Consider the following 24,346-nt stretch of genomic DNA (forward strand, 5'->3'; position numbering starts at 1 on the left):
GTATTCATCATAATTTCGCTTCTGCTGCGGGGTGGAGCAGTCTGGCAGCTCGTCGGGCTCATAACCCGAAGGTCGCAGGTTCAAATCCTGCCCCCGCTACCATGTTTGACCGAGGCCGCCTGAGTGCAGGCGGCCGACGAAGAACCTGGGCACGCAACGACGCATGTTCCCGTCGTTGCACCGACATCCAGCGTATCGGACAAGGGGCCCATCGGGCCCCTTGTCTGTTTCAGCGGCACGCAACACCACGAACATCGGCAGCGAATCCGTGAGCGACAAGGGCAACGACATCGCCAACCTGCTGGCACCCACCGTCCAGGCACTGGGCGTTGAACTGCTCGGCATCGAATACCTGCCGGCGCCCGGCGGCGCCACGGTGCGCCTGTACATCGACGTGCAGGAAGCCGAGCGCGCCACGCGCCACGTCAACATCGAGGACTGCGAGGCGGTAAGCCGCGAAGTCTCCGCGCAGCTCGACGTCGAGGACCCGATCACCGGCAATTACACGCTGGAAGTGTCGTCGCCGGGCGTGGACCGTCCGCTGTTCCAGCTGGCGCACTTCGCGCGCTTCGTCGGCGAATCGGCGAAGGTCGTGCTGAAGCTGCCGCAGGAGCGTCGTCGTCGCCTGCAGGGCACGATCAGCCGCATCGAGGGCGACAGCATCGTGTTCACCGTCGATGGCGCCGAGATGACGGTGGCGTTCGACAATATTGACAAGGCGCGCCTGGTTCCCGACTGGGCCGCGCTGGGCCTGGCGCCCGAGAAACCCGGTGGCGGCCGCAAGGCCCCTGCCAAGAAGGCCGGCGACGCCAAGCGCGCACCTGCCAAGCAAACCAAGAAAAAACCCAACCAACCGGCGGCCCGCAAGCCGCGCGCGGAGTGATCAATGAGTAAGGAACTGTTGCTGGTCGTGGATGCGGTGGCCAACGAGAAGGGCGTGCCGCGCGAAGTGATCTTCGATGCCATCGAGGCTGCCCTGGCGTCCGCTGCCAAGAAGCGCTACATGGACCAGGACGTGCAGGTGCGCGTCACCATCGACCACAAGGACGGCAGCTACGAGACGTTCCGCCGCTGGGAAGTGGTGGCCGACGACGTGGTGATGGAATCGCCCGACCGCCAGATCCGCCTGATGGATGCCGAGGACGAGGCCGAAGGCGCCGAAGTCGGCGACTGGATCGAAGAGAAGATCGAGAACCCCGATTTCGGCCGCATCGCCGCGCAGGCCGCCAAGCAGGTCATCGTGCAGCGCGTCCGCGAAGCCGAGCGCGCGCAGGTCGTCGATGCCTGGAAGGACCGCGTGGGCGAGCTGGTCACCGGCGTGGTCAAGCGTGCCGAGCGCGGCAACATCTACGTGGACCTGGGCGGCAACGCCGAGGCCTTCATCCCGAAGGACAAGGGCATCCCGCGCGACGTGCTGCGCGCCGGCGACCGCGTCCGCGGCTACCTGTTCGACGTGCGCTACGAACCCCGCGGCCCGCAGCTGTTCATCAGCCGCGCCGCGCCGGAATTCATGATCGAACTGTTCAAGCTGGAAGTGCCCGAAGTGGGCCAGGGCCTGGTCGAGATCAAGGCCTGCGCACGCGATCCGGGCGACCGCGCCAAGATCGCCGTGCTGGCGCACGACACCCGCACCGATCCCATCGGCGCCTGCATCGGCATGCGCGGTTCCCGCGTGCAGGCGGTGAGCAACGAGCTCAACGGCGAGCGTGTGGACATCGTGCTGTGGAACGACAACCCGGCCACCTTCGTCATCAACGCGATGGCGCCGGCGGAAGTGCAGTCGATCATCGTCGATGAAGAAAAGCATTCGATGGACCTGGCTGTCGCGGAAGACCGCCTGGCGCAGGCCATCGGCAAGGGCGGCCAGAACGTGCGCTTGGCCAGCCGCCTGACCAACTGGCAGCTCAACGTCATGACCGCCGACCAGGTGCAGGCCAAGAGCGAGGCTGAACAGGCCATCGCCCGCCAGCTGTTCATGGACAAGCTGGAAGTGGACGAGGAAATCGCCGCCATCCTGGTCAGCGAAGGCTTCAGCACGGTCGAGGAAATCGCCTACGTGCCGGTCGGCGAGCTGCTGGCCGTCGAGGGCTTCGACGAGGACATCGTCGAGGAGCTGCGTTCGCGTGCCCGCGATGCCCTGCTGAACGAGGCGCTGGCCGAGGAAGAGGGCCTGGAAGAGAACCACCCGGCCGAGGACCTGCTGGCGCTGGAAGGCATGGACGAGGAGACCGCGTTCGCGCTGGCCTCGCACGGCGTACGCACCAGCGAGGACCTGTCCGACCTGGCCGCCGACGAAGTGGTCGAGTTCGGCATCGAGGGCCTGGACGAGGGTCGCGCCGCGGCGCTGATCCTGGCCGCCCGCGCCGAGGAAATCGCTCGTCTGGAGCGCGGCGCATGAGCACCATCCGGGCCCGCCTGGACTGCGGCGCATGAGCCACCCATGAACACCGCCCTGGCACCCGCAGGGCTTAGAATTCCCCCTCTTGAACAGGGTTGCCCCACCACCACCGGGGGGGCGCAAGACCCAAACTAGGATCCGAATGTCGCAGCAAACCACCATCCGCAAGCTCGCTGAACTGGTCAATACGCCGGTCGAAAAACTCCTGGAGCAACTGGCCGAGGCCGGCATGAGCTTCAGCGGTCCCGACCAGGTCGTGACCAGCATGGAAAAAGTGAAGCTGCTCGGCTTCCTCAAGCGCTCGCACGGCAAGAGCGATGCGGCGGTGGATGAAGCGGCGCCCAAGAAGATCACGCTGAACCGTCGCAAGGTGCAGGAAGTCACCGTCGCGGCCGGCCGCAGCAAGACCACGGTGGCCGTGGAAGTGCGCCAGAAGCGCACCTACGTCAAGCCGACCGACGCCGAATCCGTCAGCACCAACTGGCAGAACGAGGCCGATCCCGAGCGCGCGGAGATCCTGCGCAAGCTGGAGGAATCGCGCCAGCGCAACCTCGACGAACAGCAGCGACTGGCGCGCGAAGACGCCAAGCGCGCCGAGGAACTGGAGCTTCGTCGCCAGGAAGAGGCCGCCGCCCGCGCCGAAGCCGAGGCCGCGCGTGCGCAGGCCGACGCCGAAGCCGCCGCCCTGGCCGCCGGTGCGGTTGCCGTCGATGGCGACGAACCGGCGCGTCCGGCCAAGCCCGCCACCCAGGGCCACCACGTGCCCAAGACGGTGGTGCGCAAGGATCCGCCGCGCACCGACGACCGCAACAACGCCGCGGCCGCCAAGCACAAGACCCGCGGCTCGCACGCGATGGTCGCCGGCGTCGAAGACGACGACAACACCAGCCGCTTCGCCGGCCAGCTGCACCTGTCCGCGGCCGATCGCGCCCGCCGTGGCGCCTCGCGCGGCAAGCCCAAGCCGCCGCGTCGCCACGAGCAGAGCCGCGGCGGCGGCGGTGCCCATGGCTTCGAGCGTCCGACCGCGCCGATCGTGCGCGAAGTGGCGATCGGCGAGACCATCACCGTGGCCGACCTGGCGCAGAAGCTCGCGCTGAAGGGCGGCGACGTGGTGAAGGCGCTGTTCAAGATGGGCGTGATGGCCACCATCACCCAGTCCATCGATCACGACACCGCCGCGCTGATCACCGAAGAGCTGGGCCACAAGGCCGTCCGTGCCGACGCCAACGACGTCGAGAACGAGCTGCTGGCGCATTCGGAAGAGCACCAGGGCGACAAGGTTGCGCGTCCGCCGGTGGTCACCATCATGGGCCACGTCGACCACGGCAAGACCTCGCTGCTGGACTACATCCGCCGCACCAAGATCGCCACCGGCGAAGCCGGCGGCATCACCCAGCACATCGGCGCCTACCACGTGGAAACGCCGAAGGGCGTCATCAGCTTCCTCGACACCCCGGGCCACGCCGCGTTCACCGCGATGCGCGCCCGCGGCGCCAAGCTGACCGACATCGTGGTGCTGGTGGTGGCGGCCGACGACGGCGTCATGCCGCAGACCGTCGAGTCGGTGCAGCAGGCCAAGGCGGCCGGCGTGCAGCTGATCGTCGCGGTCAACAAGATCGACAAGTCCGGCGCCGATCCGCTGCGCGTCAAGAACGAGCTGCTGGCGCACAACGTGGTCGCCGAGGAATTCGGTGGCGACACGCAGTTCATCGAGGTCTCGGCCAAGACCGGCGCGGGCATCGACGCGCTGCTGGACGCCATCTCGCTGCAGGCTGAAGTGCTGGAGCTGAAGGCGGTGGCCGATGGCCGCGCCAGCGGCACCGTCATCGAGTCCTCGCTGGACAAGGGCCGTGGCCCGGTCGCTACCGTGCTGGTCCAGCAGGGCCAGCTGAAGAAGGGCGACTACCTGGTGTGCGGCGTGCAGTACGGCCGCGTCCGCGCCCTGTTCGACGAGACCGGCAAGCAGCCGGACTCGGCTGGCCCGTCGATCCCCGTGCAGGTGCTCGGCCTGTCCGGCGTGCCCGAGGCCGGTGACGACTTCGTGGTGGTCGCCGACGAACGCCTGGCCAAGGACGTGGCCCAGCAGCGCGACACCAAGCGCCGCGAGTCGCGCCTGGTGCAGTCCGCCGGCAGCCGCATGGAAGACATCATGGCGCAGCTGGGCAAGGGCGAAGGCCAGCTCAGCCTCAACCTGATCATCAAGGCCGACGTGCAGGGTTCGGTGGAGGCGCTGCGCCATTCGCTGACCGCGCTGTCCAACGAATCGATCCGCATCAACATCATCCACTCCGGCGTGGGCGGCATCACCGAGTCCGACGCCAACTCCGCGGTCACCTCGAAAGCTACGGTCATCGGCTTCAACGTGCGCGCCGATGCGTCGGCACGCCGTATCGTCGAAGCCAATGGCGTGGACATGCGTTACTTCTCGATCATCTACGACGTGATCGACCAGGTGAAGCAGGTGGCGTCCGGTCTGCTGGGCGTGGAAATCCGCGAAGAGATCATCGGTATCGCCGAAGTGCGCGATGTGTTCCGCAGCTCCAAGTTCGGCGCGGTCGCGGGCTGCATGGTGGTCGAAGGCACGGTCAAGCGGAACAAGCCGATCCGCGTGCTGCGCGACAACACCGTGGTGTTCGAGGGCGAACTGGAATCGCTGCGCCGCTTCAAGGAGAACGTCGACGAGGTGCGCAACGGCACCGAGTGCGGTATCGGCGTGAAGGCCTACAACGACGTCAAGCCCGGCGACCAGATCGAGTGCTTCGAGCGCATCGAAGTGCAGCGTACGCTGTAAGGCGAGGAGTGAGTGGAGAGGAGTGAGGAGTGAGCGAAAGCACTCCAACGAACCTCCACTCACAACCGCCGCCTCTGTCCTACCTCGCTTCTCACTCCTCTCCGCTCACTCCTCGCCCCATGCCCGCCAAGTCGTTCCACCGCACCGACCGCGTTTCCGCCCAGCTCCGCCGTGAGTTGGGCACGCTCGTGCACGAGGCCGTGCGCGAGCACGGGCTGCCGTCGGTCAGCGTGTCCGACGTGGAAGTCACTCGCGACATGGCGCACGCCAAGGTGTTCGTCACCGCGCTGATGCCGGAGCGTTCCGTCGAGGCGGTGAAGGGCCTGAAGGAACTGGCCTGGGGCCTGCGCATGGAACTGGCGCGGCGGGTGAAGATGCGGCACGTGCCGGAACTGCATTTCCACTACGACGACTCCGTCGACCGCGGCGAACGCATCGAGACGCTGCTGCGCGACAATCCTCCGGTGCCCGAGTCCGACGACGAGACCTGATACGTCATGTCGTAGAGCGGAGCTTGCTCCGCTGCTCTCCGTATCGGCATCCGCATGTCCGCTTCGCAGGCAAGTCGAGCAAGCTCGACGCTACTGTCAGCGCCGCGGCGCTCCGGTCGTGATGATCGGAACCTGGCCGCATCAAGACGTCGGGCGGGCTCGACGCTACGATGCGGCGATTCCCCGCCACACCACCTGATCTGGGACCGCATGGCAGGACGCATCCAATTCCGCCCGCTGGATGGCCTGCTGCTGCTGGACAAGCCGCAGGGCATGAGCTCGAACGGCGCGCTGCAGGTTGCGCGGCGCCTGTTCCGCGCCGAGAAGGGCGGACACACCGGCAGCCTCGACCCGCTCGCCACCGGCCTGTTGCCGCTTTGCTTCGGCGAGGCCACCAAGATCGCCGGCCTGCTGCTGGGGTCGCGCAAGGCCTACGACACGGTCGCCGTGCTGGGCACAACCACCGATACCGACGACGCCGACGGCGCGCCGCTGCGCGAGCGCCCGGTGCCGTCCCTGGACGTGGCGACGATCACCGCGGCCCTGGCGCCGCTGACCGGCCGCATCCGTCAGCGGGCGCCGATCTATTCCGCGCTCAAGCAGGGTGGGGAACCGCTCTATACCAAGGCGCGCCGCGGCGACGTCATCGAGGCGCCCGAGCGCGACGTCGAGGTCCACCGCATCGAGATCATGGAGATCGCCCCTGGCCGCCTGTCGCTGCGGGTGGAATGCGGGTCCGGCACCTACGTGCGCAGCCTGGTCCGCGACCTGGGCGAGGCGCTGGGCTGTGGCGCGCATGTCGGGGCGCTGCGGCGGCTGTGGGTCGACCCGTTCCTCCAGCCGCGCATGCTCACGCTGGACGCGCTGCAGGCAATGGCTGAACACGGCGGCGAAGCGGCCCTGGACGCCTGCCTGCTGCCGGTCGAAGCCGGCCTGGCCGGGTTCCCGCGTGTCGAGGTGGACATCGCCGGCGGGCGCCGGCTGGCGCAGGGCCAGCGGCTGCCCGGATACCCGCCCAGCGACGGTCCGGTGGCGATCCACGGGCCGGACGGGCGTGTCCTGGGGCTGGGGACGGTCAATGCCGAAGGCACGCTGTCGCCGCAGCGCCTGTTCGCCTGGGCGGTCGCCGGCACCGCGCAGAAAGCCGGACACATTCAATAAAACCTTGTTTCACAAGGACCTGGCGGCTACACTACGCCGCCGGTTTTATACCGGCATATCCGCTATTTCCCTGCTTCATCAACGGCGAGCCAGGCGGTGCGCGCGGAGGACACCCGCGTTCCTGCAGGCCACGCATCAACACGAGAACAGCATGTCCATCGATACCCAGAAAGTGATTGCCGACAACGCGCGCGGTACCAACGACACCGGCTCCCCGGAAGTCCAGGTGGCCCTGATCACCGCCCGCATCGAACACCTGAGCGGTCACTTCAAGACCCACAAGAAGGATCACCACAGCCGCCGTGGTCTGCTGCAGCTGGTCAACCGCCGCCGCAGCCTGCTTGACTACCTCAAGAAGAAAGACAACGAGCGCTACAAGGCCCTGATCGAGAAGCTGGGTCTGCGTCGCTGATATACCCCCGACCGCGGCGCAGAGATGCGCCGCGGTTTGCATTTCAGGGAACGGAATGCGCTGCATCCGCTGGCCGCACCGGGCCCGCCCCTCAAAGCACCACCGGCCGGACGCATCCGGCCAGCCGCACGCGACAAGGGTCGCGTGAGGTCCAACCCGCACAAGGCACCTCAAGGAACCAACGTGGCAAAAATCACCAAAACCTTCCAGTACGGCAAGCACCAGGTCACCCTGGAAACCGGCGAAGTCGCCCGCCAGGCCGGCGGCGCCGTCGTCGTCAAGTTCGACGACACCGTACTGCTGGTCACCGCCGTGGCCGCGAAGTCGGCCCGCGAAGGCCAGGACTTCTTCCCGCTGACGGTCGACTACCAGGAGAAGTTCTACGCCGGCGGCCGTATCCCCGGTGGCTTCTTCAAGCGTGAAGGCCGCGCGACCGAGAAGGAGACGCTGATCTCCCGCCTGATCGACCGCCCGCTGCGTCCGCTGTTCCCGGAAGAATTCCGCAATGAAGTGCAGGTCATCGCCACGGTGATGTCGCTGAACCCGGAGATCGACGGCGACATCCCGGCGCTGATCGGCGCCTCCGCCGCCGTCGCCCTGACCGGCGCGCCGTTCAACGGCCCGATCGGTGCGGCCAAGGTCGGCTACATCAACGGCGAGTACGTGCTCAACCCGACCGTCAGCGAGCTGAAGGACTCCAAGCTGGAGCTCGTCGTCGCCGGTACCGCCAACGCCGTGCTGATGGTCGAATCCGAAGCCGCCGAGCTTTCGGAAGAAGTGATGCTGGGCGCCGTGATGTTCGGTCACCGCGAGATGCAGAAGGTCATCGCCGTGATCAACGAGCTGGTCGCCGAAGCCGGCAAGCCGAAGTGGGACTGGCAGCCGCCGGCCAAGAACGAAGGCCTGATCGCCGCGCTGCGCAACGCCGTGGGCGACAGCCTGGCCGGCGCCTTCCAGGTGCGCGACAAGATCGAGCGTCGCGACACCATTTCCAGCCTCAAGAAGGCCATCCTCAACACGCTGGCCCCGCAGGCCGAGAGCAATGCGTGGAGCACCGGCGAGCTGTCGAAGGAATTCAGCGAGCAGGAATACCAGACCATGCGCGCCTCGGTCCTGAAGACCAAGGTCCGCATCGACGGCCGTGCGCTGGACCAGGTGCGTCCGATCTCCTCCCAGGTCAGCGTGCTGCCGCGCGTGCACGGCTCGGCGCTGTTCACCCGTGGCGAGACGCAGGCCATCGTGGCCGTCACCCTCGGCACTGCGCGTGACGGCCAGGTCATCGACGCCGTCGGCGGCGAGTGGAAGGACCACTTCCTGTTCCACTACAACTTCCCTCCGTTCTCGGTGGGCGAAGCCGGCCGCATGATGGGCCCGAAGCGTCGCGAAATCGGCCACGGCCGCCTCGCCAAGCGCGGCGTGCTCGCCGTGATGCCGACGATGGAAGCGTTCCCGTACACCATCCGCGTGGTCTCGGAAATCACCGAGTCCAACGGTTCCTCCTCGATGGCCTCGGTCTGCGGCAGCTCGCTGGCGCTGATGGATGCCGGCGTGCCGATCAAGGCGCCGGTGGCCGGCATCGCGATGGGCCTGGTGAAGGAAGGCGACGAGTTCGTCGTGCTGAGCGACATCCTGGGTGACGAAGACCACCTGGGCGACATGGACTTCAAGGTCGCCGGTACCGCCAACGGCGTGTCCGCGCTGCAGATGGACATCAAGATCGAAGGCATCACCGAAGAGATCATGAAGCAGGCGCTGACGCAGGCGAAGGCCGGCCGACTGCACATCCTGGGCGAAATGGCCCATGCGATGTCGGCACCGCGCCAGGAACTGAGCGAGTTCGCGCCGCGCCTGATCACCATCAAGATCCACCCCGACAAGATCCGCGAAGTGATCGGCAAGGGCGGTTCGGTGATCCAGGCCATCACCAAGGAAACCGGCACGCAGATCGACATCCAGGACGACGGCACCATCACCATCGCCTCGGTGAACGGCGCCGCCGGCCAGGCCGCCAAGGCGCGCATCGAGCAGATCACGTCCGACGTCGAGCCGGGCCGCATCTACGAAGGCAAGGTCGCCAAGATCATGGACTTCGGCGCGTTCGTCACCATCCTGCCGGGCAAGGACGGCCTGGTGCACGTGTCGCAGATCTCCAACGACCGCGTCGAGAAGGTCAGCGACGCGCTGAAGGAAGGCGACGTGGTGAAGGTCAAGGTGCTGGAAGTCGACAAGCAGGGCCGCATCCGCCTGTCGATCAAGGCCGTGGAAGAGGGCGAGGGCGTGTCGGCCGAGTAAGCCGCGCGACATCGCGATGCGATACGGAAAAGCGGGCTTCGGCCCGCTTTTTCTTTGCTACATCGGTGCGACCGGCGGACGCTGGCAGCCGAGCCACTGAGGTGAGGAAAGGTCCGTCAAGTCCATCACGCCGAAGGCGTAGGTGGACAACAGAATTCGTCCGTCCTGCCTTCCCATTGCGAGCGGCATCGACAGTCCCCCAAGTCGATGGGTCAAGGTGGAAGACACGGGCCCGACCTGCATTTCGTATACGTCGCCGGCAAGACTGCCCATGTGGGCGACGCCGGAGGTCACCAGGAAGCGGTTGCCGCCCAGATGGAGCAGAGGTCCGAACGGTTCGTGCCCGAGTATTTCCGCAGGCTGGCCATCACGCAGTACCGCGAGATACCCGCCGAATTCTCCATGAGAGATGGCGGCCACGAGCATGCCGTCATGTTCGACGGCGTGACTTACGTCGGTTTGCAGTCGACGCGATGCCTCCCGCCGCTGCCTGCCATTTGAGGCGTCACCGACGACTACCTCGCTCAGACGCTGAGCCTTGACGAGGCAGGTTGCATTTCGGATATCGCGTCGACGTGCGCTTCCTGGCCTCTCGCCCCCGAACATCTGAAAGGTGGCGGGAAACCAGTGCGATTCAAGCGCCTTGTTGATGCGCTCTCCGGGTGCGCCAGATCGCAAGAGAACTCTCGCCGCAAGTGTCGCCAGCTCGGGATCGGCATTAGAGAGAAGTGGCCAGATCGCCTCGTTTTTTGTGACGGCATGCGATTCAAAATCGGAAAGCAGCCGCAAGGCGATTGAAGCTTCACGCGTGTCCTTGCCGCCGAGTCGCCTCAAAAGGAGTGCCTCGAACGCACCATTCGGCGGGCTATTGTGGACTAGATTGAGGGGCAGGACGTCCAAGGAGAGGGCTTGCTCGTCCAGCACGCCGGCAATGCGTTCCCAATCGTCATCGGTGAGAGGCTTGACCAACGACAGGATGGACAGCGCGGCGTCCCTGCGCATGCCTATGTTGGCAGCCGCGAGGTGGTTGCGCAGAAACGCGGACAGGGAAGGCGACGCCGTGAAGGTGCGGGGATCCCAAGTCCGTCGTGCCACCAACAACGCCGCTTCCATGCGTGCCATGTCGGGAGCTTGCTCATCTTCGGCGAGTGCGATGAAGGGAGCGATCACACGTTGTTCGGCGCCGTCGCGCCCGGGGTCGCCGAGAGGAAGATCTCTGGTGCCCCTCGAGCGCACGGACGAAAGGATCGCCGATGCCTGTGCGGGGTCGAGGCGTTCGCATGCGGGACGGCAACGTAGCTGCTGTTCCACGACCAGGACTGCATCCATGCCGAACTTGCCGGCAAGCTCGGCGTAGACCTCGCTCCGTCGCGGTGTCTGCATCAGCAGGCGCATTGTTTTCTCAAGTGATGGACGCAGTTCCAGTGGCGTCTTGTGGATTGCTGCAGCCTCAGGACCTAGTTCCAGACTCGATACGAACACGCGATGGATGCCAGCGTCGTCATCAAGACCCGCCAGGTTCACCAGCCACACACCGAGCTCCCTGTCCTGGTGCCGTGAGCTCAACAACAGCTTGATCGCCAGCCTGCGGGAGGGTGCCGGGTTGGCTTGCAGCCATTCAAGCGCCGGGTCGTTGTAGTGCTGGCGCCAGTCGTCCAGGCATTGCGCCGCCGTGCGGCAGGCCATCGATGGGCTCTCGCTGACGCATCCGGCCACGGCCAGTGCCAGCAGGGATACCGCCAGGATTCCGGCTGATGTTGTCATGCAACCCCTCGCATGTAGACCGCTGCCAGCATACCGGCTGGCCGTGGTCGGGACACATCGTCCCCGTGGTTGCGACGTCCTGTCGCATGCCATCACCGATAATGGCGGCCATGGATTCCAAGAAGACCCATTCGGCCGCACCGGCTTCCCTCTGGTCCGGCCGCGGCCTGGTGCTGCTCGGCATCGTGCTGTCCGCGTTCAACCTGCGCACGGCGGTGACTTCGCTGACGCCGCTGCTCGACATGCTGGGCGGGACGTTCGGATTCGGCGCCACCATGACCGGCGTGTTCGGCATGCTGCCGACGGCGGCGTTCGCGCTGTTCGGCGTGGCCACGCCGGCGCTGGCGCATCGCATCGGGCTGGAACGGACGGCGTTGCTGGCCATATTGCTGGCCATGCTGGGTCTGCTGCTGCGCAGCGCGGCGGGCGACACGACGGCATTGATGGCGGCCTCGCTGACCGCGCTGGCCGGCATGGGCATCGGCAACATCGTGCTGCCGCCGCTGGTGAAGCGCTACTTCGCCGATCGCGTGGGCACGGTCAGCACGCTGTACATCACCGTGCTGCAGGCGGGCACCATCCTGCCGGCGCTGGTGGCGGTGCCGGTGATGGAAGCCGCGGGCTGGCGCATCTCGCTGGGCCTGTGGGCGGTGTTCGCAGCGGCGTCGGCGGTGCCGTGGTGCCTGGTGCTGTGGCGGGAACGACAGCGGACGTCCTCGCTCGCGCGGATGCATGACGCCGCGGTCACCGTCGACGACGAAGCGCCCGAACTGGCGGCGCCGCGTCCGATCGGGCGCGCCTGGCGCTCACCGGTGGCGTGGGGCATGGCGCTGATGTTCGGCATGACCTCGCTGGTCACGTATTCGATGTTCACCTGGTTGCCGAAGCTGCTGGTGGAAGCCGGCGGCACGCCGGCGCTGGGCGGCACGATGGTGGCGCTGTTCTCCACGCTCGGCCTGGTGGCGTCGCTCAGCATGCCGCTGATCGCGGTGCGCATGCGCAATCCCTTCATCGTGGTGGTGGTCTGTGCGGGCTTCTACTTCGTCGCGTTCGCCGGCCTGCTGCTGGCGCCTATGGCCGCACCGGCGCTGTGGGTCGCGCTGCTCGGGTTGGGGCCGAGCACGTTCCCGCTGTCGCTGACCATGATCAACCTGCGCACGCGCACGCCGGAGGGTTCGGCGGCGCTGTCCGGCTTCATGCAGGGCGTGGGCTACTCGCTGTCCTGCGCCGGTCCGCTCGCCTTCGGCCTGCTGCACGACTACACCCACGGCTGGACGCTGCCGATGGCGTTCCTCGGTGGGTGTATCGTGATCCTGGTGATCGGCGGCTATCTGGCTTGCCGGCCGCGGTATCTGGAAGATACGTGGCATTAGTCGGCCGTTCGTAGGGTCTAGTGAGGGATTGACGGGCCTCCCGCTGGATAGGAGCATCGAGGAAGACGTCCTTAGAGACTTGTCCCAATGAAGAGCAAGCAGATGTCGATAGTGGTTTTGCGTGCCTTCGAGCTGTTTCTGTTGGGGGTCGCATGTTTTTTTCTGATTCCTCCAGTGCCCTCCACGCCCGAGCGTTATGACCTCATGCCTGGGTTCGCCTTCGCGGGTACGGCGTTTCTCGCCAGTCTGGTGTTGGCAAATCGGCGCGGCGCCGAGAATGTGGCGACGATGCTCATCAAATTGGTCGGCTTTCTGATGTTCGGCTATGCCATCTATTTGAGGTGCGACTTTGGCTGACGTGTTCTGCACCATCTCAAGTGGAGGATGGGGTACTTCCGCTATGCGAAGCCCGTAGAATGGATAGAGTCGAACGCGGCTTCCCGTTGATAAGCCGCTTCGGCTCAACCCATCCTACGAAGCCTCACCCCAACTTGATCTCCAGCTTCGCCCGCATCTGCTGGCGGAACTTCGCTGCGAGCGCGGCGAATCCCGCGCTGGTCGGATGCATCTCGTCGAACCACTGGTCGCCGCGGCTCAGTACGCCGCGCAGGTCGACGAAGTCGAAGACCTTGCCGGTGGTGCGGTCGTCGCGCAGCGGAATCAGCACGTGGTCGACGAAACCGTCGATCAGCAGGCGGGCGAACTCGCGCTGCTGCTCGATGCGCGGCAGCACGTGCGCAACCTTGTTGCCGATCCACGGACCCACGCCTTTCTTCAGCAGCGCGGCCGCGCCCACGTTGCCCAGCGTCAGCCGGCCGGGCCGGCCCAGTTCGCGCGGGTAGTCGTAGGTGTGCGCCAGGATCGGCGTGTGCGGCCGGATCGCCTGGAAGGCGGTGACGAAGGCGCGGTAGCGGGCCAGCACCTCGGCGTAGCGTCCGGTCGCCACGACGCGCTGGTGCGCCGCCTCCGGACTCATCGGCGCGGCGCCACGTAAGGTGCTCTGCAGGAAGTCATCGACGAAGTCGTTGCCGCCGGCGCTCAGCAGCACCAGATCGAAGGCGAAGCCGCGGTACCAGGTGGACAGGTCGCGGATGCCACGCGCGGTGAACATGTCGAGGGCCAGGTCACCGCTGTCCTCGGTACGGAAGAACAGGCCACCGGCGCCGAATAATGGCACGCCTTTCTTCTCGTCCTCCGGCGCAGGGAACACCAGCCAGTCCAGCAGGTTCATCGCCAGCGGCGTGGAGAACCACGAATCGCCTTCGCAGAACACGATGGGCGTGGAGGCGAAGGCGGCGGGCCTGCGGGCGAGGGCGCGGTACAGCGTGCGGAACTCGCCGCGGCGGGTGGTCATCAACGACTGCGAAGCGGACATCGCGGCTCTCCTCTCGGGTGACGTTCCACGGACCAACGCGCGGGAAAGGTGAGGGCGGCCGCGGCAGCCGCCGCGGGACCGATGGGGCGACACCGCCGAGCGCCGATCCCGGCCCGATCCTGCGCCCTTCTTCTCACAAAAAGGTCCGGCGTTGCATGTTTTTGATTGGCCGTTGCATCAAAAAGATCCGGCAGTGGATGTTTTTGATCCATCGTTCCATCAAAAAGATCCGTCGTTGGATGTTTCTGATCGGTCTTTCCATCAAAAAGATCCGTCGTTGGATGTTTCTGATCGGTCGTTCCATCAAAAAGATCCGTCGCTGCATGTTTCTGATGCGTCGTTCCATCAAATAGATCCGGCGTTGCATGTTTTTGATGGGTCGTTCCATCGAAAAGATCCAGCGTTGGATGTTTTCGGCCATCTTTCGTGCCGACGGGGTCGGCACTCGGTCCTGGGCCGGGAGGGTCACGAGAAAGGCCTGACGCCCCGTCCCTCGACCGGCCGCATCCGCGCATCTCCGGGTCGGAAACCTCATGGAACCTGCTCCGGGCGCCAGGCCCAGGTCGTCCGTGAGCGTGCCCGCGCCGGACGCACAGGAAGTCACACCGACTTCCGGCAGGGGTAGGGCGTCGGCGCCGGTGCTATCTATCACGCTCCTGTCCGTTGCTGGGGAGCACTGTATGACCACCCGTCGTGACCTGTTCAAGCTGGGCGCACTGGCCGCCGCCGCGGCCGCGCTGCCGTCGTTCGCGTCCGCCGCCAGCGAGGCCAAACCGGTCGGCAAGGCCGCCAGGCCCCTGAACATCCTGATCCTGGGCGGTACCGGCTTCACCGGCCCGTTCCAGGTGGACTACGCGCTCAAGCGCGGGCACAAGGTCACCCTGTTCAACCGCGGCAAGCGACCCTCGCCGGAATGGCCGGCCGTGGTCGAACAGTTGCATGGCGACCGCAACACCGGCGACCTGGCCGCGCTGAAGGGGCGAAAGTGGGACGTCTGCATCGACAACCCCACCAGCCTGCCGTTCTGGGTGCGCGATGCCGGCCAGGTGCTGAAGGGCAATGTGGGCCACTACCTCTTCATTTCCACCATCTCGGTCTATGCCGACGGCAGCAAGCCCGGCATCACCGAGACGTCCGCGCTGGCGCAGTACAAGGGCAAAGACCCGATGGCCGAGACGCAGGAGTCGCTCCGTGCCGACATCGGCAACCTGTACGGCCCGCTGAAGGCATTGAGCGAAGCCGAGGCGCACAAGCAGTTCGGCAAGAGCGTCACCATCGTGCGGCCGGGCTATATCGTCGGCCCGCGCGACGAGACCGACCGCTTCACCTACTGGCCGCACCGGGTAGCGCAGGGCGGCGAGATCCTCGTGCCGGGCGACGGCGCCGATCCCATCCAGATCATCGACGGCCGCGACCTGGGCGAGTGGATGATCCGTCTGGCCGAAGCCAAGACCACCGGCGTGTTCAACGCCTGCGGCCCCGACTACACACTGTCGATGGACGCCATGCTGCACGGCTGCCAGGCGGTCACCGGCGGCGGTATGACGCTGACGCATGTGGCCCCGACGTTCCTGCAGGAACAGCAGGTCGGCCTGCCGATCTGGGTGCCGTCCAAGGACAGCGAGTACGCCGGCTACGGCTCGGTCAGCAACCAGCGCGCCATCGCCGCCGGCCTGACCTTCCGCCCCTTGGCCACCACCGTGCAGGACCTGCTGGCGTGGTTCCGCGGCCTGCCGGCGGAACGGCAGGCCAAGCTCAATGCGGGGATCACGCGGGAGAAGGAAGCGGAGTTGTTGAAGGCGTGGCACGCGCGGAAGGGGTGAGCCAAGCCCGTCGCACGCCGTCGTTCATGGCGGCGTGCATTCCCTGCGCGCCGCGTCGGTGGCACTGGTCGGTGTCGGTGCGCCGGGAGTCCGCGGTCGGTTGACGCCGAATGCGACGGGGGCCGCCTGCCGATACTGGGCGGAGAGGTTGCGCGCATGCGCGAGCGTGGCGTTGTCCATGCCAGCTTCGAGTTCGCGGAACTGACGTTCGAAACGCATACGCTGGCGCTCGCTGGGTGCCTGTCCGGGTGCTTGGCCCATCAGGCTCTGCGCTTGTTCCAGCAGTGCCCAGGCCTTGGCGGCATCCGGCTGCACCACTTGGTTGAGCAGCGACCCTCCTTCCGATCGTCGCGCTGGCGAATAGGCGCCGGCCAACGTCATCGTGACCGCGAAATCGCCGGCTTCCACCGCACGCAGGGCGATCGTTTCGGCCTCCTGTCGATACACGCGCAACGCTTCCAGGTTGCTGAGCATGTCTTCGCGCCGGAACGGGCTGCCAATCGCGTAGTGGCGCATGGCAGGCACACTTCCTCCCAAGGCCGCGCTCCGCCAATAGCGCACGCGCTCGCCGGCGGCGAATGCGGGTACGCCCTCGCAGTGCGTGCTTTCCTGGAGCAGTTGCTCGCTGCGCTTGACCATGGCCTCGCGCATCGCGCGCCGACGGGCTTCGGCTTCCGGACTCGGCGCCGGTCCCCGCTCCGCGGCATTGGCGGAATACGTCAGCACGTTGGCCGTTTGCTCCAGGCGCTGACGGACACTGTCGCAGTGGTCCATCTCCGCCGCCAACCGGCAGGCGGCGCCGGCTTCGCCCGCATCGGCGCGTCGACGCAACTCGGGCAATGCCTCCCGCAACGGTGTATACAGGGGGGGCAGCGGTCCGGACGATCCACGTGCTGTCGCGGTTGGTTGAACGCTTGGCGTTGCGGTGCTCGCCGCTGAAGTGCCGGGAACTGTCTCCGCACGGCCCGGGACCGGTGCGGGTGTCGCTTCTGCCTGCAACTGACTCGCACGCCCGCTCCACCAGCCGACACCGGCGGCGACGGGCAGCAGCACTAATGCGAGGACGAGGCCGATGCGTGCGTTGCGCTTGGAATCCATGCCACTGCTTCGCGAGTTCCTTGAAGTTTCCAGCTCAACACAACAACCGGCAGCCCGGCAAGCCGGACAGGCGCAGTGGCCTCACCGCTCCCTTCGCACCAGCATCCGGTCCACCGGTCCGCGCCGCTGCCAGTCCGGCACGACGCGCTCGGTGGGTGCGTCCATCGCCGGCGTGGGCGACAGTGCATCCGGCACCACCAGCGACGGAATCGACGTGGCGGTGGTCGCCTCGCCTTCGGCCTTGGGTGCCAGGTCGGTGCCCTGCACCAGGCCGAGCGGGGCATAGCCTGTATAGCCCGGGAAGACCTGGCTGAGGTTGGCGTTGCCCATGCGGCGGATCAGGATCTCCGACATCACGCGGCGGTAGTCGGTGGTGACCGGCACGTCGCCGAACGTGGGCGAAAGGATTTCCGGGTTCAGGCCCGGCCAGCTGCCGTAGAAGCGGCGGCCGTTCACGGGGCCGCCCAGCACCAGCATCGGATTGCCGTAGCCGTGGTCGGTGCCACCGTTGGCATTGGCGCGCACGCGGCGGCCGAATTCCGACTGCACCACCACCGTCACCCGCGCCATTTCGCCGCTGCCGTTGAGCTCGGCATAGAACGCCGCCAGCGCGGCGGACAGTTCGGCGATCTTGTTCTGGTAGTAGTGGTAGCCGCTGCCTGCGGTGCCCTGGCCCTCGTGCGTGTCCCAGCCGCCGAGATCCAGCGTGGCGTAACGCAGGCCCAGGTTGAAGCGGATGGTCTGCGCGATGGTCCACAGCTGCTGCGCGAAGTTGTTGTTGGGCCAGGTCGCCGGCAGGCTGGCGTAGCCTTGTTGCCCGATCAGGCGCAGCGCGCCGTCTGCGCGGCGACCACGGCTTTCCATGCCGGTCTGGCCGTTCCACAGCGAGGCTACGGTTTCGCTGACACCGCGCAGGCCGTTGGGCGAGTCGCTGCGCGTGCGCTGCCAGCTCCACGCGGTGGTGTTGAGCGAGAAGTCGCCGGGGCTGCTCATCGTCATCGCATCGATCGCGCCCATCAGGCCGGCCGGCTGCGTGCCGCCCACGCCGAGCGCAGGCAGGGTGCCGGTACCGTTGGGTCGGGTCTCCCAGGCGCGCGTCATCCAGCCGGTCGGCGAGCCGTACTTTCCGGGCGTGCCCAGGTCGATGTACAGCTGCGCGTCGAAGTGGCTGCGCGTCACCGTGGTCGCCATGCCGCAGGCGTGCACGATGGCCATCTTGCCGTCGTTCCACAGGTCGCGCAGGCCGCTCGCCGAAGGATGCAGGCCGAAACCGGTGCCGGCGCCGCCGGACAGCGTGAGCGGCAGCGCACCATAGGCGCCGCTGGTCTCGATCTTCAGGCTGGGCCGCGCCTCCTCGTAGAAGCCGCGGTCCACGCCATCGATGGGAACCACCAGGTTCAGGCCATCGATGCCGCCACGCAGGAACAGGTGCACGACGGTGTCGTAGCTGTTGACGGCGGCATCGACGGGATCGGCGAACATCAGGCTGGCGCCGGTGGTGCCGACGATGGCGGCTGCGCCGCAGCCTTTGACGAACTCGCGTCGGGTCAGTCGGAAGTCGGTCATCGCAGGCCTCAGCGGCTCATGAATTCGGGAGTCATCAGGATCAGCGCCACCAGGCTGCGCAGGCGCTCGTGGTTGTAGTGCCGCTTCAGGTCGCTGCCCTGCCAGGTGTTGGTGTCGGTGATGACGTAGGTGTTGGGGTCGCCGTTCTGCGCCAGGAAGGCGACCAGCGCCTGCTTGCGCGCGGCCTCGGGCTGGTAACCCAGGATGCGCGTGCACCAGAACGTCACCAGGTTGTTCGCAGTCCAGTTGGCTACGGGTACGTTGGCGCGCGTGGTGTCGACGATCGGGTGCAGCGGTACCTCGCCGTCCCGCGTCTCGGTCAGCCAGCCCAGCAGTCGCCAGGTCATGGCGTACGAGTTGGATCCCGACCATGCCAGCCCGGTGTCCGGATACCCGTTCGGCGCAGGCCAGTTGTACGGCGTGTGGCCGGTGAAGCCGTACAGCCACATGAAGTCGCCGCTGCGGCCGTGATCCGGGCGGATCGTCCAGTCGCCACCGAGCGTGCGCATGGCGGCGACGGCGCAATCGAACGGGCGGCGGTTCTTCTGCCCGAAGCTGTTGATGAAGTCGTCGGAGTTCAGGATGTGGCGCAGCACGAGTTCGATCTGGTTGGGCGCGCGCCAGTTGGCGCGGAAGATCGCCGCGGCGCTGTCGATCAGCGCCTGCTTCGGCGTGTCGCTGATGAAGCGGCGGATCAGCTTCTTGCAGATGAACTTGGCCACGCGCGGATGGCTGGCCAGGCGGTCCAGCACGTCGCGGCCATCCTTCAGTGCGGGCTGCTCGGGATAGATCAGCATGCCGAGCAGGAACTTCGGGCCGGCGTCGTGCCAGGACTGGCGGTAGACGAAGGTGCCGTCGTTCTCGCTGGGGAACTGCCAGTGGCCGTTCTTCGCCGACCAGCCGGTGAACGCAGCCGAGGTCTCGTACACGTCGATGTCGGTGTAGCCGATCGGGTAGGCCGGATCCTCGGGGCAGGGCGGCACCTGGAACGGGTCCATGAAGCCCAGGTAGTTCTCCGCGCCGAAGGTATGCAGTTCCAGCAGCTCACGGGCGAAGTTCTCGTTCGGGCCCGAGCGCGAGTTGCTGATGTTGTCCAGGTAATAGAGCATCGCCGTGCTCTGCGCGACGGCTTCCAGCATCACGCGGAAGTTGCCCTTGGCGTTGGCGCGGATCACGTCGCGGTCGTAGTGCACGAACACCGGGCCGGTGCTGAACTCGTTGCCCAGCACGTTGAAGTGGTCGTGCCAGAAGTTGACCAGCACCTCGCGCAGTTGCCGGCGCGAATGCACCGCCCGCACGAAGGCGGCGCGCTGCACTTCGTTGGCGGGACGGATGCGGATGCCGTATTCCGGATCGGTCACCACGTGGTCGGCCCAGAGCTGCGCCAGCGATTTGTTCAGCGTGGTGTAGCCGGCGGCAGTGAGGCGATTGGTGACGGCGCTGTCGTCGATCGCATCCCAGTTCAGCTGCCAGTCCACGTAGTTGGCCAACCGCTGCTGATTGGTGCTGCCCAGCGCATTGAACTCGGCGATCGTGGTGGCGGTGGCGCCGTAGCTGAGGTTGTTGAGCGCCTGCACCGCGAACGGCGGGCGCGCCATCGTCACCAGGCGCGGATTCGACTGGCCCATCATCACGCGGCCGCCGCTCTCGAGGGCCACGGCTTCCGGTGCCGGCGTGGTGTCCTTCGGGCTGGCGCGCTCGCCGCCCTTCCACCCGTATAAGCGGTTCAGGCGCTGGCGCACCTGGGTGTCGAGGCTGGGTGGGGCCGCCTGCGGTTTCGCCAGCCCACGGGCGTCGAGACGGGCGCGCGTGGTGACGGCCTTGCGCCGCCATGAGCCGCGCGCGAAGAGCCGACGCCACGGGACGGTGTAGTACGCCATGCGGATTTCCCTGCCTTCCCCGGAATGCGGGAAGTATTGGGCAAGAGCCGCGCGCCGTTTGCGACCGCGCGCACAGCCCGGTCACGCCATCCGCGGCCTCAGACCCAACCGGTGGCGTAGAACACGCCGATCACCACGAAGACCGCCGCGGTCTTGATCAGGGTGATGGCGAAGATGTCCTTGTACGACTGCCGGTGACTGAGGCCTGTGACCGCCAGCAGGGTGATGACCGCCCCATTGTGGGGCAGGGTGTCCATGCCGCCGGAGGCCATGGAGGCCACGCGGTGCAGCACGTCCATCGGGATGCCGGCCGCGTTGGCGTTGGCGATGAAGCTGTCCGCCATCGCCGCCAGCGCGATGCTCATGCCACCCGAGGCCGAGCCGGTGATGCCCGCCAGCGCGGTGACCGAGATGGCTTCGTTGACCAGCGGATCGGGAATGGCCTGCAGCGCGTTGGCCACCACCAGGAAGCCGGGCAGGGCGGCGATGACTGCGCCGAAGCCGTATTCCGACGCGGTGTTCATCGACGCCAGCAGCGCGCCGCCGATGGCGCTCTTCGTACCCTCGGCGAAGCTGGCGAACACCGGCTTCCACGCGAACAGGATGACCGCGGCGATGCCCACCAGCAGCGCGCCCTGCACGGCCCAGATGGCGGCGACCTTGGCCACGTCCTGAACCACCGGCGCCGGGCTGCCGATCACCGCCGGCACGAACGACTGCGTTTCGCCGTAGAACCCCGGGATCCAGCGGGTGAACAGGAAGTTGGCCACGCCCACAAGCAGCAGCGGCAGGATGGCGACCAGCGGATGCGCCAGCCGGTCGCCCTTGAACGGCTCGGGCTCGTTGCGCAGCTCGTCGTTGCCGGCGTAGCCCTCGCCGTTGCGCGCGGCCACGCGGCGGCGCCATTCCAGGTAGCTCATGCCGACGATCAGGATGAACACGCCGCCGAGCGTGCCCAGCACCGGCGCGGCCCAGCCGGTGGTGCCGAAGAACGAGGTGGGGATGATGTTCTGGATCTGCGGCGTGCCCGGCAGCGCATCCATGGTGAAGGTGAAGGCGCCCAGCGCGATGGTGCCCGGCACCAGTCGCTTGGGGATGTTGCTCTGGCGGAACAGCTCGGCGGCGAACGGATACACCGCAAATACCACCACGAACAGCGACACGCCGCCGTAGGTCAGCAGCGCGCAGACCAGCACGATCGACAGCATGGCGCGCTGCGCACCGACCACCTTGATGGTGGCGGCGACGATCGCCTTGGAGAAACCGGAGATCTCGATCAGCTTGCCGAACACCGCACCCAGCAGGAACACCGGGAAATACAGCTTGAGGAAGCCGACCATCTTGTCCATGAACAGGCCGGTGAACATGGGCGCAACCAGCGAGGGATCGGTCAGCAGCACCGCGCCGAGGGCCGCGATGGGCGCGAACAGGATGACGCTGTAGCCGCGGTAGGCCACGAACATCAGGAAGCACAGCGCGGCCAGCACGATCAGGAACGACATCCAGCACTCCTCGGCCAAGCGCCGGTTTCGGTGCGGCGAGTATCGGCAGCGGCCCGGTGCCCGGCCCACTGTACGAAGGTACGATGCCGCCCGCGCGGCCCCGGCCCTAGTGTTCGCTGCAATCGGCGGCATCCGTCCGCCGCTCTGTCATACCCGGGAGGGGGAGACCCATGAAGCGCAAGCACCTGAGCCTGGCCATCGGCTGTGTCCTGTTGTCGTCCATGCCGCTGGCGTGGGCGCAGGACGCCGCAACGACCGCCAGCGCGCCCGCCACCAACGCCACCACGCTCGATTCGGTCAAGGTGACCGCGCGCAAGCGCGAGGAAACCCTGCAGGACGTGCCGGTCGCGGTCACCGCCTTCACGCCGGAGACGCTGGACAAGCTCAACATCAAGGACCTGGGCGACCTGGACGCGCAGGTGCCCAACCTGACCGTCTACGCCGCGCGCGGCTCGACCAGCACGGTGACCGCCTACATCCGCGGCGTGGGACAGGCCGATCCGCTGTGGGGCGTGGACCCGGGCGTGGGCATTTACCTGGACGACGTGTACATCGCGCGTCCGCAGGGCGCGCTGCTGGACGTGTTCGACGTGGAGCGCATCGAAGTGCTGCGCGGCCCGCAGGGCACGCTGTACGGCAAGAACACCATCGGTGGCGCGATCAAGTACATTTCGCGCGGCCTGCCGCAGGAGACCACCGGCTTCGCCTCGGTCACCGTGGGCAACTACAACCAGCTGGACGTCAAGGCGGCGCTGGGCGGCGAGATCGGCGGCAAGGACAGCGGCCTGCGCGGCCGCGTGTCGGTGGCGAGCATGAACCGCGACGGTTTCGGCACCAACACCTTCACTGGCCAGGAAGTCAGCGACAAGGAAATCAACGCCGTGCGCATGCAGCTGGGTGCGTATTCGCAGGACGATTTCGACGTGCAGATCGCGTTCGACTACATGGACGACCAATCCGGCGTGCGTGGCGCGAAGATGCTGGCGCCGAACCCGCTGGCCCCGACCTATCCGCCGACCGACGACCGCTACGACATCCGCAGCGGCATGAAGAACATCAACGACACCGAGATGAAGGGCGCCTCGGTTACCGCCAACTGGCGGCCGAGCGAGAACTGGGCATTCAAGTACGTGGCCGCCAAGCGCGAGTCCGACACCGAGACCAACATCGACTTCGACACCACGCCACGTCCACTGGTCGACGTGCGCGCGTTCTACAGCGACAGCCAGGTCAGCCAGGAATTCCAGGCCAACTACGATGGCGGCGGTCGCGCGCGCGGCGTGATGGGCCTGTACTGGTTCAACGGCGACGCCGGCGGCCAGGTGCTGAACTACTTCTGGAATCCGCTGCTGGCCACCGGTCTGACCAACCCCTTGTTCGGCGATACCCAGGGCGTGGTCAATACCAAGAGCATCGCGCTGTACGCGGACTGGACCTTCGACCTGACCGACCGGCTGAAGCTGGACGTCGGCGCGCGCTACACCGACGAGGACAAGCACGCGGTCGCGCTGAACCGCTTCTACACCAGCACCCAGTACGACACCTCGTGGGGCACGGCGGCGAACTTCGACAAGACGGTGAACTTCAAGAACGTCTCGCCGAAGGTCTCGCTGGACTACCAGGTCACCCCGGACATCATGATCTACGGCCTGGCCTCGCGCGGCTTCAAGTCGGGTGGCTACAACATCCGCGCCAACACCACCGCGGTGCCGCGCTCGGGCGAGCCGTTCGACGACGAGCAGGTCGACAGCTTCGAGATCGGCAGCAAGATGTCGTTCCTCGACCAGCGCATGTTCCTGAACCTGTCCGCGTTCCACAACAAGTACGAGGACATCCAGCTGTCGGTGTTCACCTCGTACACGCTGCCGAACGGTTCGCAGAGCTTCTTCGGCGACTTCACCAACGCCGGCAAGGGGACGGTCAACGGCGTGGAAGTGGAGTACCAGTTCCTGCCGACGGCCAACTGGCTGATCAGCGGCAACCTGGCCTGGCTGGACGCGAAGTACGACGAGTTCATCAGCAGCGGCGTCAACATCGCCGACACGCAGTACTTCACCAATGCGCCGGAGTTCTCGGGTGCGCTGAACGTGGAATACCGCACCGACCTGGCCAGCGGCGGCAACCTGTCGGCGCGCGTGGGCTACTCCTACCAGTCGGAGGTGTGGCCGACGACCGACCTGAGCCCGGTGATCAAGCAGGAAGGCTACGGGCTGGTCAACGCCGGCGTGATCTGGAAGGTCAACGACGCTTGGAGCCTGTCGCTGCAGGGCACCAACCTGGCCGACGAGGAATACCGCACCACCGGCTACAACATCGCCGCCTACGGCGTGCTGACCGGCTTCTACGGTCCGCCGCGCCAGTACAGCCTGACCGCGCGCTACGACTTCTGAGGACGCGCAAGGTAACGATGCGGGAACGGC

Annotated in this window: 18 protein-coding genes and 1 tRNA gene; 12 read left to right on the top strand and 7 right to left on the bottom strand. The window is 66.7% G+C overall.

Going from position 1 to position 24,346, the window contains the following annotated elements:
• Positions 1–25 precede the first annotated feature (25 nt).
• The 8 genes from ASD77_RS15240 (at position 26) to pnp (ending at position 9,545) form a co-directional block, all read left to right on the top strand.
• Positions 26–102 (top strand) — tRNA-Met (locus tag ASD77_RS15240).
• Positions 103–268: 166 nt separating this feature from the next.
• On the top strand, positions 269–883 hold the full coding sequence (rimP, locus tag ASD77_RS15245; protein WP_055944998.1) for a ribosome maturation factor RimP: 615 nt from the start codon (positions 269–271) through the stop codon (positions 881–883).
• Positions 884–886: 3 nt separating this feature from the next.
• A complete protein-coding gene (gene nusA / locus ASD77_RS15250) occupies positions 887–2,398 on the top strand; it encodes a transcription termination factor NusA (protein WP_055943860.1) in 1,512 nt (503 codons plus the stop codon).
• 142 nt (positions 2,399–2,540) lie between these two features.
• Positions 2,541–5,189: a translation initiation factor IF-2 gene (gene infB / locus ASD77_RS15255; RefSeq protein WP_055943863.1), complete on the top strand. Its 2,649-nt coding sequence runs from the start codon at positions 2,541–2,543 to the stop codon at positions 5,187–5,189.
• A 119-nt stretch (positions 5,190–5,308) separates the two neighbouring features.
• Entirely contained in the window at positions 5,309–5,680 is a 372-nt protein-coding gene (gene rbfA / locus ASD77_RS15260) for a 30S ribosome-binding factor RbfA (RefSeq protein WP_055943866.1), read from the top strand.
• Between the two features lie 210 nt (positions 5,681–5,890).
• On the top strand, positions 5,891–6,841 hold the full coding sequence (gene truB, locus ASD77_RS15265; RefSeq protein ID WP_055943869.1) for a tRNA pseudouridine(55) synthase TruB: 951 nt from the start codon (positions 5,891–5,893) through the stop codon (positions 6,839–6,841).
• Between the two features lie 151 nt (positions 6,842–6,992).
• On the top strand, positions 6,993–7,253 hold the full coding sequence (gene rpsO / locus ASD77_RS15270) for a 30S ribosomal protein S15 (protein WP_055943870.1): 261 nt from the start codon (positions 6,993–6,995) through the stop codon (positions 7,251–7,253).
• Positions 7,254–7,436: 183 nt separating this feature from the next.
• Positions 7,437–9,545: a polyribonucleotide nucleotidyltransferase gene (pnp, locus tag ASD77_RS15275; protein WP_055943871.1), complete on the top strand. Its 2,109-nt coding sequence runs from the start codon at positions 7,437–7,439 to the stop codon at positions 9,543–9,545.
• A gap of 57 nt (positions 9,546–9,602) precedes the next feature.
• Here pnp and ASD77_RS15280 read toward each other — a convergent pair whose 3' ends face one another.
• Positions 9,603–11,309: a hypothetical protein gene (locus ASD77_RS15280; RefSeq protein ID WP_156383678.1), complete on the bottom strand. Its 1,707-nt coding sequence runs from the start codon at positions 11,307–11,309 to the stop codon at positions 9,603–9,605.
• Between the two features lie 110 nt (positions 11,310–11,419).
• On the opposite strand from ASD77_RS15280, the gene ASD77_RS15285 reads away from it, so the two are divergent.
• Positions 11,420–12,682 (top strand): MFS transporter, encoded by a 1,263-nt coding sequence (locus tag ASD77_RS15285; protein WP_055945000.1) that lies wholly within the window; start codon positions 11,420–11,422, stop codon positions 12,680–12,682.
• Positions 12,683–12,769: 87 nt separating this feature from the next.
• Entirely contained in the window at positions 12,770–13,039 is a 270-nt protein-coding gene (locus tag ASD77_RS15290) for a hypothetical protein (protein WP_055943878.1), read from the top strand.
• Positions 13,040–13,163: 124 nt separating this feature from the next.
• Here ASD77_RS15290 and ASD77_RS15295 read toward each other — a convergent pair whose 3' ends face one another.
• Both ASD77_RS15295 and ASD77_RS18200 read right to left on the bottom strand, forming a co-directional pair.
• Positions 13,164–14,057 (bottom strand): SGNH/GDSL hydrolase family protein, encoded by an 894-nt coding sequence (locus tag ASD77_RS15295; protein WP_156383679.1) that lies wholly within the window; start codon positions 14,055–14,057, stop codon positions 13,164–13,166.
• 133 nt (positions 14,058–14,190) lie between these two features.
• Entirely contained in the window at positions 14,191–14,709 is a 519-nt protein-coding gene (locus tag ASD77_RS18200) for a hypothetical protein (protein ID WP_156383680.1), read from the bottom strand.
• A gap of 28 nt (positions 14,710–14,737) precedes the next feature.
• Between ASD77_RS18200 and ASD77_RS15300 the strand changes: the two genes are divergently transcribed.
• Entirely contained in the window at positions 14,738–15,880 is a 1,143-nt protein-coding gene (locus tag ASD77_RS15300; RefSeq protein ID WP_055943884.1) for an NAD-dependent epimerase/dehydratase family protein, read from the top strand.
• A 24-nt stretch (positions 15,881–15,904) separates the two neighbouring features.
• On the opposite strand, the gene ASD77_RS15305 is transcribed toward ASD77_RS15300, so the two are convergent.
• From ASD77_RS15305 to ASD77_RS15320, 4 genes are all read right to left on the bottom strand, one after another.
• Positions 15,905–16,978, bottom strand: coding sequence for a hypothetical protein (locus ASD77_RS15305; RefSeq protein WP_156383681.1), 1,074 nt, complete (start codon positions 16,976–16,978; stop codon positions 15,905–15,907).
• An 81-nt stretch (positions 16,979–17,059) separates the two neighbouring features.
• The gene (locus tag ASD77_RS15310; protein WP_055943890.1) at positions 17,060–18,544 is read right to left on the bottom strand and encodes a DUF1501 domain-containing protein; all 1,485 of its coding nucleotides are present in this window, start codon (positions 18,542–18,544) and stop codon (positions 17,060–17,062) included.
• An 8-nt stretch (positions 18,545–18,552) separates the two neighbouring features.
• Complete coding sequence (locus tag ASD77_RS15315) at positions 18,553–20,424, bottom strand: DUF1800 domain-containing protein (protein ID WP_055943899.1); 1,872 nt, start codon at positions 20,422–20,424, stop codon at positions 18,553–18,555.
• Between the two features lie 98 nt (positions 20,425–20,522).
• Entirely contained in the window at positions 20,523–21,926 is a 1,404-nt protein-coding gene (locus ASD77_RS15320; protein ID WP_055943902.1) for a GntP family permease, read from the bottom strand.
• A gap of 170 nt (positions 21,927–22,096) precedes the next feature.
• Between ASD77_RS15320 and ASD77_RS15325 the strand changes: the two genes are divergently transcribed.
• Complete coding sequence (locus ASD77_RS15325) at positions 22,097–24,316, top strand: TonB-dependent receptor (protein ID WP_082563356.1); 2,220 nt, start codon at positions 22,097–22,099, stop codon at positions 24,314–24,316.
• The last annotated feature ends 30 nt before the right edge of the window (positions 24,317–24,346 follow it).

It is taken from the genome of Pseudoxanthomonas sp. Root65 (assembly GCF_001427635.1).
Lineage (GTDB): Bacteria > Pseudomonadota > Gammaproteobacteria > Xanthomonadales > Xanthomonadaceae > Pseudoxanthomonas_A.